The sequence below is a fragment of the Kribbella sp. genome, assembly GCF_035687465.1.
GTDB lineage: Bacteria > Actinomycetota > Actinomycetes > Propionibacteriales > Kribbellaceae > Kribbella.
Map to the genome: position 1 here is coordinate 1 of NZ_DASRXP010000352.1, position 12713 is coordinate 12713.

11 protein-coding genes are annotated in these 12713 nt (G+C 68.1%); 7 read left to right on the plus strand and 4 right to left on the minus strand.

The genetic code is table 11. From position 1 onward, the window contains the following. Together VFG33_RS18455 and VFG33_RS18460 are read right to left on the minus strand one after the other, a co-directional pair. On the minus strand, positions 1 to 1520 hold a 1520-nt coding region (locus tag VFG33_RS18455; RefSeq protein ID WP_325054132.1), incomplete at its 3' end, for an HNH endonuclease signature motif containing protein. Positions 1521 to 1765: 245 nt separating this feature from the next. Then, positions 1766 to 1897, minus strand: a complete 132-nt coding sequence (locus VFG33_RS18460) for a hypothetical protein (protein ID WP_325054133.1) — start codon at positions 1895 to 1897, stop codon at positions 1766 to 1768. Between the two features lie 245 nt (positions 1898 to 2142). Between VFG33_RS18460 and VFG33_RS18465 the strand changes: the two genes are divergently transcribed. The 5 genes from VFG33_RS18465 to VFG33_RS18485 all read left to right on the plus strand — a co-directional run bounded on the left by VFG33_RS18465 (position 2143) and on the right by VFG33_RS18485 (position 8409). After that, positions 2143 to 3090: a LysR family transcriptional regulator gene (locus VFG33_RS18465; protein ID WP_325054134.1), complete on the plus strand. Its 948-nt coding sequence runs from the start codon at positions 2143 to 2145 to the stop codon at positions 3088 to 3090. A gap of 97 nt (positions 3091 to 3187) precedes the next feature. Further along, a complete protein-coding gene (locus tag VFG33_RS18470; protein ID WP_325054135.1) occupies positions 3188 to 3931 on the plus strand; it encodes an SDR family oxidoreductase in 744 nt (247 codons plus the stop codon). 28 nt (positions 3932 to 3959) lie between these two features. Then, positions 3960 to 4853, plus strand: a complete 894-nt coding sequence (locus VFG33_RS18475; protein WP_325054136.1) for an SDR family NAD(P)-dependent oxidoreductase — start codon at positions 3960 to 3962, stop codon at positions 4851 to 4853. A 62-nt stretch (positions 4854 to 4915) separates the two neighbouring features. Continuing rightward, positions 4916 to 5872 carry an amidohydrolase family protein gene (locus VFG33_RS18480; RefSeq protein ID WP_325054137.1) on the plus strand — a complete coding sequence of 319 codons (957 nt, stop codon included), beginning with the start codon at positions 4916 to 4918 and terminating at the stop codon, positions 5870 to 5872. Between the two features lie 221 nt (positions 5873 to 6093). Beyond that, entirely contained in the window at positions 6094 to 8409 is a 2316-nt protein-coding gene (locus tag VFG33_RS18485; protein WP_325054138.1) for an MDR family MFS transporter, read from the plus strand. A 37-nt stretch (positions 8410 to 8446) separates the two neighbouring features. On the opposite strand, the gene VFG33_RS18490 is transcribed toward VFG33_RS18485, so the two are convergent. Continuing rightward, positions 8447 to 9289, minus strand: a complete 843-nt coding sequence (locus VFG33_RS18490) for a helix-turn-helix transcriptional regulator (RefSeq protein WP_325054139.1) — start codon at positions 9287 to 9289, stop codon at positions 8447 to 8449. Between the two features lie 148 nt (positions 9290 to 9437). On the opposite strand from VFG33_RS18490, the gene VFG33_RS18495 reads away from it, so the two are divergent. Further along, positions 9438 to 10229 (plus strand): SDR family NAD(P)-dependent oxidoreductase, encoded by a 792-nt coding sequence (locus VFG33_RS18495; protein ID WP_325054140.1) that lies wholly within the window; start codon positions 9438 to 9440, stop codon positions 10227 to 10229. Positions 10230 to 10238: 9 nt separating this feature from the next. Here the strand turns inward: VFG33_RS18495 and VFG33_RS18500 are convergent, their stop codons facing one another. Next, positions 10239 to 11240, minus strand: coding sequence for a zinc-binding dehydrogenase (locus VFG33_RS18500; protein ID WP_325054141.1), 1002 nt, complete (start codon positions 11238 to 11240; stop codon positions 10239 to 10241). A 270-nt stretch (positions 11241 to 11510) separates the two neighbouring features. Between VFG33_RS18500 and VFG33_RS18505 the strand changes: the two genes are divergently transcribed. Next, the coding region (locus VFG33_RS18505; RefSeq protein ID WP_325054142.1) for an HNH endonuclease signature motif containing protein at positions 11511 to 12713 on the plus strand (1203 nt) is incomplete at its 3' end.

Below are 12713 nucleotides of genomic sequence, written 5' to 3' on the forward strand. Positions count from 1 at the left end.
GTGGACCCGGTGGGCGTGGTGGACCTGGCCGCGGGCGCAGTCGAGCTCGCCGTGGCGGTGGCGGTGGCGGTGGCCGTGGCTGTGGGTGGAGCGGGTGGGGGTGGGGCCGGTGGTGGCCGGTACCGGATCCGGGTGGTCGGATCAGGATCGGCCCAGGACGGGCGTTCCACTTGGACGGTGCCGTCGGCCAGGGTGATGGTCCAGCGGCCTGCGTGTAGGGCGATGTGGTGGGCTTTGCAGAGCAGCACGAGGTTGCAGAGGGCTGTCTTGCCGCCGTCGATCCAGTGGATCAGATGGTGGGCTTCGCAGCTGATCGGTGGGGCACCACACACCACACAGCCGCGGTCGCGGAAGTTGAGGGCTTTGCGGATGTGGCCGGTCACGAAGCGCTTGGTCCAGCCGACATCCCACGGCACAGAGTTCTTACCCAAGATGATCGGGGTGACCGCGCTGTCGCAGGCGAGCCGGCGGATCGCGGCGGCGGACAGGCCGTCGCCGTAGACCAGGTCACCGATCCCGGCACCACCGGCGCCGGAGCGGAGGTCTTCCAGGTCGGCGGTGATGGTGATGTTGGCTTTCGGGCCGTCACCATCAATGAAGCTGGGGCTGGCCGCCGCGGCAGCCGCCGTGTTCAACACCGCCGTCAACGCGTCCGCCTGGCGCTTCTCGCGCGACCGCGGATCCAACTCACCATCGACAGTCTTATGGGGCTTCGCGCCGGCGTGGATCATCGCACGGAGCAGTTCGGCGTTCTCATTCGCCAGATAGCCGCTGAACTTGTCCCCGTGGTCGGCGTCGCGCAGCGAGAGCGCATCGCGGGCGTAGGCCTTGTCCTCGGCGGGTTCGGGGCCGTCGGTGTCGAGCAGGTCGCAGGCGTGTTTGGCGGCCTTGCGCAGTTCGACCGGGTTCAGGTGCGCGGCGAGTTTCACGAGTTCCTGTTCGGCGACCTCGATGTCCTCGACCGGGACCGTGTCCGGCAGTTTCTCCAACGCGGCGATGATCACCTGCGCCTGTGCCGGACGAATCACCACCCGCCCCCGCACCCCAGCATCCGAGTCGACGGCGCCGTCCGCATCGAAGTCCGGGTCGACGGCACCGTCCGCATCCGCGTCGGTGTCCGGGTCCGCGGCATCGTCCGCCTCGGCGTCCGGGGCGGCGGCGAGATCGCTTTCGAGGTCGGCGTCAGGGTCGGCGTCGCTGGCGAAATGATCGTCGAGGTCGCTGCCGAGATCTGCTGCTGGGTCGGGCAGGGCCGCGGAGACGGCGGGGTATTTGGGGAGGGCTTTGGCGAGGGTGAGGTCGCGGCGGACGTCGCGGGGGTGGCGGTTGTGACGCAGCGACAACAGTTCGACGGTGTCGTGGGCTCCTAGTTCGACGGCGTCGCCGGAGTCGTCGACGCTGGCCATGTAGTGGAGCCGGACGGTCTTCAGGCGGGCGAGCTCGGTCTCGACGGCGTCGAGGACCTGCAGCCGTTCGCTGCCGGTCTTCGACCATGCCGGTCGCGCGCCCAAGATCTCCATACCCAAGACTCTAGACAACCCCTCCGACAGTTTCTGTGCCGGAATGCCCTTATCTGTAAGGGATTCCGAAGATTGTCTGGATCTTGTGGGTGGTATCGAATCACGCCAAGTTGTCCACAGCAACCTCTGACTTGTGGATAAAACGAGCGATCCCGTTGGAACCTAGTGCAGCCCGAACACCTGTTCCAGCGCTGCGTCAGTGATCCACGCTGCCAGCTCCTCAGTGCTCCAGCCGAGCTCGCGGCTTACATCACGAACAACTGTGGACCGGTCAGGACGAGGAGTACGTCGCGCGCCTTGACCGGCGTGAGGCCCGGGCTCAGCGGATGCTTCTCGGCGAGGACGCTGACCAGTTCGGCGTACCCGAAGCGGCGCATCTGCTCGTTGTGTTCGTAACCTTCCCGGGCACTGTCTTCGCCGAGCACCGACCAGACCAGCGGCGCGGTCGGTGGCCGGCGGGCTGGTGGCTTCTGCCGCTGGTGCTCGGCCTGTTTCAGTTGCTGGTGTCACGCCGGTCGCGTTGTCGGCAGGTTCGCAAGCACGGCCGCGTTCATGGTGATCGCCGAAGCCGACCTGCTGACCGCTGGGCTTGGCGTGGCGCTCGTACGCGAGTTGGTCGCCGATGAGCCAGACTCTGGGGGTGGAGTTGCGGCAGTTGGAGTACTTCGTGGCCGTCGCGCATGAGCGGAGTTTCACGCTTGCGGCGCGGCGGTTGCATGTTGTGCAGAGCGCGGTGAGTGCGGCGATCGCCTCGCTCGAGCGGGATCTGAAGGTCACCCTGTTCGAGCGGAGCGCGCAGCGCGTAGTACTGACTGAAGCCGGTACTGCGCTGCTGCCCGAAGCGCTCGCGGTGATGGATGCGGTCCAGGGTGCACGTGATGTCGTCGACGAGCTGGGTGCAGGCATGCGCGGTTCGGTCCGGGTGGGGCTGTTGCCCGGTCTCGGGTTGATCGACCTGCCTGCCGCGGCCGGGGAGTTCCGCCGCCGCCACCAGAACGTGGAGCTCCAGTTGCGGGTCGAACCCGAGGGCTCGGCCGGGGTCGTCGTCGGGCTGCGCAACGGGGACATCGACGTCGGGTTCCTCGGGGTCGCGGCCGGCAGCGTGCATCGCGATCTGACTGCCTGGGAGCTACTCCGGGTGCCGCAGGTGCTCGGGGTTCCGGTCGGTCACCGGCTGGCCCGGCGGAGGTCGGTCACGTTGGCCGACCTCGCCGACGAGGCGTTCGTGGACTTCCCGCCGGGCTTCGGGACCCGGACGCTGATCGACCAGAAGTTCGAGGCGGCCGGGATCGAGCGGCACGTGGTGGTCGAGGCGCTCGGGATCGACAACGGCGTCCAGTTCGTCCGGCACGGCGTCGGGCTGGGGATCCTGCCGGGATACGCGCTCGCCGCCGAGGAAGGCATTCGCGCAGTACCGATCAAGGACCAGACCTTCCAGTGGTCGCTGTACATGGCAACGCTGAAGAAGCGGAAACCGTCCGCGGCGCTGCGGGCCTTGCTCGGCCTGGTCAGCACCCATCTCCGCCACCCCGAGGGGACCGAGCTCGGCCGCGACCTGATGGATCAATAGAACTGATCCACCCATCGAGTTGAGTCGTTGGACTTGATGCATCGCCGGCAGCAGGATCTAAGTGTCAGCAAGACACCAGATCCGAAGGAGCAGGGCGATGACAGAGAACAAGGCCGACCGGGTCGCGATCGTGACGGGTGGATCGCGGGGCATCGGCCGCCAGACGGCAGCCCGGCTGGGGCGCGAGGGCTACGCGGTGGTAGTCACGTACGGCGGTAGTCAGGCCGAGGCCGACGAGGCAGTCAAGGAGGTCGAGCAGGCCGGCGGTCGGGCGATCGCAGTACAGGCTGATGTCGCGGACGAGAATGCGGTCGCCGCGCTGTTCGACCAGGCCGAGCAGAGCTTCGGCGGTGTCGACGTGGTCGTACACGCTGCCGGCATCATGCCGCTGTCACCGCTCGCCGACCTCGACCTGGACGCCTTCGACCGCGTGGTCCGTACCAACCTGCGCGGCACCTTCGTCGTCGACCAGCAGGCCGTACGCCGGGTCCGCGGCGGCGGCGCGATCATCAACTTCTCCAGCTCCCTCACCAAGCTGGCCCGGCCGGGCTACTCCGCGTACGCCGCGACCAAGGGCGGGGTGGAAGCGATCACCCTGATCCTGGCCCGTGAACTGCGCGGCCGCGACATCACCGTCAACGCCGTCGCCCCCGGCCCGACCGCCACCGCGATGTTCTTCGACGGCAAGTCGCAGGAACTGATCGACCGGATCGCCGCCGAGCCGCCGCTGGAGCGCCTGGGCCAGCCGGAGGACATCGCGGAACTGGTCGCCTTCCTGGCCGGACCGGGCCGCTGGGTCAACGGTCAGGTCATCTATGCCAACGGCGGCTCGGCCGCCTGAAAACCCCTTCTACTGAAAGGAAAATGCCATGAGCAAGACGATCCTGATCAGCGGTGCCTCGAGCGGCTTCGGAGCCCTCACCGCGCATGCCCTCGCCGACGCCGGCCACACCGTGTACGCCGGGATGCGCGACCTCGGCGGCCGCAACGCAGCTGCCGCGGCCGAGGCGAAGCAGTACTCGGACCAGCACAACGTCGATCTCCGCGCAGTGGAACTCGATGTGAGCTCCGACGAATCCACGCACCAGGCCGTGCAGACCGTGCTCGCGGAGCAAGGTCGCCTGGACGTCGTGATCCACAACGCCGGCCACATGGTCACCGGACCGGCCGAGGCCTTCACCCCTGAGCAGCTGGCCGAGTTGTACGACACGAACGTGCTCGGCACCCAGCGGCTCAACCGTGCGGCACTGCCTCACCTCCGCGATCAGCAGGACGGATTGCTCCTGTGGGTCGGCAGCTCCAGTACCCGCGGCGGCACCCCGCCGTACCTGGCTCCGTACTTCGCGGCGAAGGCGGCGATGGACGCGCTCGCGGTGAGCTACGCGCTGGAGGTCTCGCGGTTCGGGATCGAGAGCACGATCGTGGTGCCGGGCTCGTTCACCCATGGCACGAACCACTTCGCCCACAGCGGCAAGCCGGCCGACGCGGACATCGTGGCGGCGTACGAGATCCGCTATGCCGGCCTGATGGATCAGGTCAGCCAGAAGCTCCGGGAGCTCGAGCCGGAGTGGGCGGACGTGGCCGAGGTGGCCCGGGCGATCGTGACCGTGGTCGGAACCGAGAAGGGCAAGCGGCCGTTCCGGGTCCACATCGACCCCTCCGACGACGGCGCGGCCGTGGTCAACGCGGTCGCCGACCGGGTCCGCACCGAGTTCCTCCGCCGCGTCGGGCTGGACGACCTCCTGCACCCGTCGGCTGCGTGAGCTGTACCTCTGAGGCGGCCGGCACCAGGTCGTCTCAGAGCCATGTCCGTGGGAGGCGACTGATGGAACCGACGCTGATCGATGTGCACGCCCACTTCCTGCTGCCGGAGTACGTCGCGGCCGCGGAGCGCGCGGGGCATCTACGACCCGACGGGATGCCGGCCTGGCCCGTCTGGAATGCACACCGGCATCTCGACCTGATGGACCGGATGGGGATCGCCCGCTCGATCCTGTCGATCTCCTCGCCCGGTGTGCACTTCGGCGACGACTTCCGCGCTCAGGTACTGGCCCGCCGGGTGAACGAGGCCGCCGCCGCGTTGACCGAGGATCATCCCGGGCGGTTCGGGTTCTTCGCGAGTCTGCCGCTGCCGGATGTGCCTGGGTCGTTGGTCGAGCTCGAGTACGCGTTCGACGTGCTGAACGCCGACGGGGTGGTCCTGACCAGCAACGCCGGCGGGCAGTACCCGGGTGATCCTTCGTGGGACCAGCTGTGGCGCGCGCTGGATGAGAGGGCTGCCGTCGTCTTCCTGCATCCGACCTCGCCGCCGCAGTGGCGCCAGGTGGCTCTGGACCGGCCGCGGCCGATGATCGAGTTTCTCTTCGACAGTGCGCGGGCGGTGACGGACCTGGTCCTCACGGGCGTCTTCAGCCGGTACCCGCGGATCCGCTTCATTGTCACTCACGCTGGTGGCGTGCTGCCGCTGCTCGGCGACCGGCTGGATCTCTTCCGGCAGACATATGCCCCGGTCAGCGAACTCCCGAGCATCTCCGGCCAGCTACAGGACCTCTGGTACGACGTCGCCGGTACGCCGGTGCCGAACCAACTGCGGGCCCTCGAAGCGATGGCAGGCGCGGACCACCTGCTCTACGGCAGCGATCACTGTTTCACCCCGATCGAGGCGGTGGCAGACCAGATCGCCGCGCTGGACGATTCACCCATCGCCAAAAGCTGGCGAACCCGGACTACTGCGAACGCAGTACGGCTGCTGGCTGCTGAAGCCCGCAAACTTCCGGGCTAGTACGGCTTTCAGCGGGCGAGGGGAGTGTGGATCTCCGCCTTGGTCTGGGTCCAGAGTTGCTCGCCGACCGGACCGGGTCGTCGTCGGAGGTGTGCTGGCCTTATTGTTGGCTACTGCAACCAAATGAATGGCCCGGGTGAGGACCTAGACGGCCGTACTCCGCCTCGGAACAGCCGACCAGCTGTTTCGGCCGAACGACCGCGCAGGAGAACGGACACCCGATGTCTGCCATCGAGACGAAGGCCCCGGGCGAGGTGACGGCGTCACCCGCCGCCCCGTATCCCGGAGTACCCAACGCAGCACCGACCAGTGCGGGGAACGGACCAGGAGTTCCGGTGGCGGCTGGGCCCGTTGATCCCGGGCTGACGCACCGGGAAATCCTGGAGATGCTCGTCGGGTTGCTCTCGGCCCTTTTCACCGCGGTCCTCAGTTCGACCATCGTCAGCAACGCGTTGCCGACGATCATCGCCGATCTGAACGGCTCCCAGACCCAGTACACCTGGGTGGTCACGGCCAGCCTGCTGGCGATGACCGTGGCCACGCCGGTCTGGGGCAAGCTGTCCGACCTGATGAGCAAGAAGTTGCTCGTGCAGCTCGCAATCACCTTGTTCGTGATCGGTTCGGCGCTCGCCGGGATGGCGCACAACGTTCCCTTCCTGATCGGCGCGCGGGCGCTGCAGGGGCTGGCGATGGGCGGCCTGCTCGCGCTGGCGCAGGCGATCATCGGGGCGGCGATCCCGCCCCGCGACCGCGGCCGGTACTCCGGCTACATGGGCGCTGTGGTCGCCGTTGCGACAGTCAGCGGACCGTTGCTCGGCGGTGTCATCGTCGACACCTCCTGGCTCGGCTGGCGCTGGTGCTTCTATGTCTGCGTCCCGCTGGCCGTGCTTAGCCTGGTGATGCTGCAGCGCTATCTCCACCTGCCGCTGATCAAGCGCAAGGTGAAGATGGACTACCTCGGCGCGATCCTGATCGCCGGTACTGCGAGCCTGCCGCTGATCTGGGTTTCGTTCGCGGGCGAGCACTTCCCCTGGTGGTCCTGGGAGACCGGCGCTTACCTCGGCGGCACCGCGCTGCTGGCGATCCTGGCCGTCATCGCCGAGACCAAGGCGAGTGAACCGCTGGTACCGCTGAATGTCGTGAAGCAGCGGACCACCGCGCTCGCGATCGTGGCCAGCGTGGCGGTCGGCATGTCGATGTTCGGTGCGGCGGTGTTCCTCGGCCAGTACTTCCAGATCGCCCGCGGCTACAGCGCGACCGAGGCCGGGCTGCTGACCATTCCGATGATGCTCGGCTCGTTCGTGGGGTCGGTCGGTGCTGGGCAGCTGATCACCAGGTTCGGCAAGTGGAAGATCTACCTGATCCTGGGCGGGCTGTTGCTCACCGCCGGCCTCGGGATCCTCGGCACCATCGACCACACCACGGAGTACTGGTATCTCGGCCTCGGCATGCTGGCGATGGGCATGGGGATGGGCATGATGATGCAGAACCTGGTGCTGGCCGTGCAGAACACGGTCGACGTCAGCGAGGTCGGCGCGGCCAGTGCATCGGTCACCTTCTTCCGCAGCCTCGGTGGGGCCGTGGGAGTCACCGTGCTCGGCGCCGTACTGGCGACCCGGGTGACGGACCTGATCGCAAGCGAAATCAGGGCGCTCGGTCCGGCGGGGGCCCAGGCTGGCGAGGCTCTGCAGAATGGGTCCGGGACCAGCGTGCTCGACGTAGGTTCGCTGCCGCCGCAGCTTGGCGACGTCGTACGAGAGGCGTATGGCGATGCCACTGGGCGGATCTTCCTGATCGCGGCTGCGGCTGCCCTGGTCAGCCTGCTGGCGGTGCTGTTCATCCGCGAGGTGCCGCTGCGGAGGACCGTGAGCATGTCGGCCGAGGAACCGCCGGTCGGCGTACAGGCGGATCTGGCTGCCGCGACCGCGCCGGGAGCGGGGAGTAGTGGAGTGGTGCCGACGGCGGATGATCCGGCAGAGCGGGCTGCGGTGGTCGCGCTGGATGTGATCACCTCGGCGGAGCGGACGGCGCTCGAGCGCGAGCGCGAGGCCAACGAGCGCGTCCAGGCGGCCGCCAACGTGATCCGGCAGATGCGGACCGACGTGGCTGATCTGTTCAGCCGGGTGGATCAGCAGATCGCCGCGCTGGAGCAGACCTTGCCGGATCCGCAGAACGGTCGGCTGCCCGACGCAGTACTGGATGCGCAGCGGCAGGAGGGCGAACTGGTGGACGAGCTCAGGCGGTACGAGCTGAGTGTGCTGAGCGCCAGCCAGCGGACGGCGGATCATCTGCGCGAGGTCGCGAAGGCTGAGGCGGATGAGTTGCTGGCCACGGCACGGGCTGAGGAAGACGCGATCCGGCACCGCATTGCTGAACTGGAGGCGGTCGAGGAGCGGTTGCTCGGAGCTGTCCGGGACGGGCTCTCCGACACCCCTGCACCACCCGCGGCGCCGCCACCGTCGATCAGCAACCAACGCAACCCCACCGACAACGGCTACCCGGTCGGCTACGACTCCGAAAAACAAGCCTTCGGCTAGTACGCCGTATCGCTAACGCAACCTCCGACGCGGCGCACTAATGAGTGAACAGGGTCTGGTTGCCGATGACCGAGAGCAGGCGGAGCTTGTCGGCGTCCTCGGTGCCTGCTCTGGCGGTGAAGACGACGAGCGACTGGGACTGGTCGGGGTCGATCAGGAGCTGGCAATGCAGTGAGAGTTCGCCGACCTCGGGATGGATGAAGCGCTTCTGGTCGGTATAGCTCAGACCGATCTCGTGGCCGGCCCAGAACTCGGCGAATTCCTGGCACTCCGCGCGGAGAATTTCGGCGAGGTGGGCGACCTGTGAGCGAGGGCCCTCGCGGGTGACGGCGGCGCGCAGTTGGGCGGTGTAGACGCGGCCGTGGTGCTCGTGGTCTTCCTCGGGGTAGATCCGGCGGCTGTCGAGGTCGGTGAACCAGCGGTAGACGAGGCTGCGGGCGTGACCCGTGTAGCCCATCTGGTCCCCGAGGAGCGCGACCGCGAGCGGGGTCTGGAGCAGCGTCACGCCGAGTGAGCTGACGACTTGTGCGGCGGTGTCGTCGAGCCGGTCGAGCACTCGCATCATGCCGGGGTTGACGTGCTCGGCCCGAAGGCCGCGCCCCGGCGCGGTGTAGCCGGACAGCGTGAAGAGGTGGTCGCGCTCGTCGAGGGTGAGATGCAGGGCACGGGCGATCGCCGCGATCATCTGCTCCGAGGGCTGCGGGCCGGCGCCGCGCTCGATCCGGCTGTAGTAGTCGGTCGACATCCCTGACAGGACCGCGAGCTCCTCCCGGCGCAGTCCGGGGGTACGACGGCGCTGTCCGCGGGGCATCCCGACATCCTCGGGCTGGAGCGCCTCGCGTCGGCTGCGAAGAAACTCGGCCAGTGCCACCCGGTCCACCGTCAACTCCTCCAGTCGTGGTCCTCCTACCACTGTGCCTGGGTCGCCGCCCGTTATCCACGACCTCCGAGTCAGTGGCTAAGCGGAGCCTGGTCCGCCCGCACCGACCGGCCTCAACTGGAAGCACCAACCTTCTAGAGGAGATCGCATGAGCGTCCAGACAAACGAGAGCGTTGACCAGCAGACCGGCGGGAAGGTCGCCCTCATCACCGGTGGTAGCCGCGGCCTGGGTCGCTCCAGCGCGCTGCACCTGGCCGCTGCCGGCGTGGACGTGATCCTGACCTACCGGGCCACCAAGGACGAGGCGGACGCCGTCGTCGCCGAGATCGTCAAGCTGGGGCGGAGCGCTGTCGCCCTGCAACTCGACACCGGCGAGGTCGGCAGCTTCGACGCGTTCGCTGAGCAGGTCGGCGGGGTCCTCCGCGACTGGGGCCGCAGCACGTTCGACTACCTGCACAACAACGCCGGTAACAGCGTTGCCGCGTCCTTCGCCGAGACCACCGAGAAGGACTTCGACGCCCTCGTCGACGTCCACTTCAAGGGGGTCTTCTTCCTCACCCAGAAACTGCTACCGCTCCTCGCCGACGGTGGCGCGATCGTCAACGTCTCTTCGGGTCTGGCCCGGTTCACCACCCCCGGAGCGGCGGCGTACGCCGCGATGAAGGGTGCCATCGAGGTACTGACTCGCTATCAGGCCAAGGAACTCGGCGTCCGCGGGATCCGGGTCAACACCATCGCTCCGGGGGCGACCGCGACCGACTTCGGCGGCGGTCTGATGCGCGACAACGACCAGGTCCGCGGCTACCTCGCCACCCAGGTCGCCCTCGGCCGCGTCGGCGAGCCCGACGACATCGGCGCCGCGGTGGCGGCCCTCTTCTCCGACGACAACCGCTGGCTCAACGCCCAACGCGTGGAGGTCTCTGGCGGCCAGTCGATCTGAGACCGTCGCCTAGTGGCGGACGCGGACGACGAGTTTGCCGGTGGCGCGGTTGTGCTCCATGTCTGAGTGGGCCTGCTGCACCTGGTCCAGGCCGTCGTAGACCCGGTCGACGGGGAAGGCCAGTTGGCCGGCCGCGATCGCGTCGAGGATCTCCTGGAAGGCTTCGCGAGGCAGGTCGGCGGCGTCGCCGAAGTAGCCCGCCAGGCGCACTCCCCGCGGCAGGTACTCGTTCGGGGAGAAGTCCCGTACCGTCCACTGGTTGGAGAGGCTGCCGCCGAAGCAGCCCGTGCCGTGCACCCGTACCGCGCGCAACGTGTCGGGCAGGGTCGGGGTGCCGACGAGGTCGAGGGCAGCGTCGACGCCGTCCGGGTACAGCTCGCGCACGGCGGGTGCGACCTCGCCGGTGTCGAGCAGAGGGTGGTCGACACCGTGCTCCTTCAGCGAAGCTAGGCGGTCGGCCTGCCGGGTGGTGGACAGCACCGTGGCGCCGCGCCACTTGGCCAGGGCGGCCGCCGCTAGGCCGACCGAGGAGGTGCCGCCGCGGATCAGTACGGACTGACTGGGCTTCAGGTCCAGGCCGATGGTGAGCGAGCCGTAGGCGGTCTGCACCATCTCCGGCAGTGCGCCCAGTACCTCCCACGGCAGGTCGGTGTCCACGGCGATGGCCTGGGACAGCGGTACCGACGTGTACTCGGCATAGCCACCGTCGTAGGTGCGCCCCATGTCCCCCATCATGGCGACGACCTTCTGCCCGGGAGCCAGGCCGCTGCCGGCCGGGGCCGCGTCGACGATGCCGGCGGCCTCGATCCCCGGGACGCGGGGAAAGCTGACGCCCTCGCTCACACCCAGCCGAAGCTTCAGCTCCGAGCGGTTGAGGCCGAACGCCTCGACGCGGATCCGCACCCAGCCGTCCCTCTCGGGCGGCAGCGGAAGCGTGGTCAGCCGCAGGTTGTCCACGGGGCCTGGTGCGGAGAGCTGGACGGCGCGCATAGTGGTCGGCGAGGACGTCATGGAGCTGCCTTCTTCCCGGGGTAGGAGAGTCGGTCAGCGGTGGTCAACATGCAGCCGCTGCGGCTTCATTCCCGCCTCGTCCGGGTTTCCGCCTGGTGAGATTCATCCCGGCCAGGGAGAACAACCTTCTCCCTCCACAGATCAGAGATTGCTGTGGACAACTTGGCCCGATTCGATACCACCAACAAGATCCAGACAATCTTCGGAATCCCTTACAGATAAGGGCATTCCGAGCGAAAACTGTCGGCGGCGGTGTCTAGGCTTCTCGTTATGGAGATCTTGGGCGCACGGCCGGTGTACTCGATGAGCGGCAGCGAACAGCTGCTGACTCTCGACGCCGCGCGGACCGAGATCGCCCGCCTGGAAACCCTCTGCCTGCACCTGACGGCGGGCCTCGACGAATCCGGGTACGCCGCCGACGTCGGCGCCCGCGACACCATCGAGCTGTTGTCGCTGCGCCACAACCTCCACCCCCGCGACGTCCGCCGAGACCTCACTCTCGCCAAAGCCCTCCCTAGGTACGCCGCCGTCGCCGCAGGACTCCCCGACCCCACCGACCTCGACCTCGACGGCGACGGTGATGGTGACCTCGAGGCTGAGGCTGAGGCCGGCGGCGATGCTGCTAGCGACTCGGACGTTGCCGCGGACGTCGACGCAGGCTCGGATGCGGACGGTGCCGACTCGGGTGGTGGGGTGCGGGGGCGGGTGGTGGTTCGTCCGGCGCAGGCGCAGGTGATCGTGGCCGCGTTGGAGAAACTGCCGGACACGGTCCCGGTCGAGGACATCGAGGTCGCCGAACAGGAACTAGTGAAACTCGCCGCGCACCTGAACCCGGTCGAGCTACGCAAGGCCGCCAAGCACGCGTGCGATCTGCTCGACACCGACGGCCCCGAACCCGCCGAAGACAAGGCCTACGCCCGCGAAGCGCTCTCGCTGCGCGACGCCGACCACGGCGTCAAGTTCACCGGCTACCTCGCCAACGAGAACGCCGAACTGCTCAAGGCGATGATTCACGCCGGCGCGAAACCCCATAAGACCGTCGATGGTGAGTTGGATCCGCGGTCGCGCGACAAACGCCAGGCCGACGCGTTGACGACGGTCCTGAACACCGCAGCCGGCGCCGCGGCCAGTGACGCTTTCGTCGATGGTGACGGGCCGAAGGCGCACATCACCATCACCGCCGACCTGGAAGACCTCCGCTCCGGCACCGGCGGTGCCGGGATCGGTGACCTGGTCTACGGCGACGGCCTGTCCGCGGCCGCGATCCGCCGGCTGGCCTGCGACGCCGCGGTCACCCCGATCATCCTGGGTAAGAACTCCGTGCCGTTGGATGTCGGCTGGACGAAACGGTTCGTCACCGGCCACATCCGCAAAGCCCTGAACTTCCGCGACCGCGGCTGCGTCGTGTGCGGCGCCCCGCCGATCAGCTGCGAAGCGCATCATTTGGTGCACTGGATCGACGGCGGCAAGACC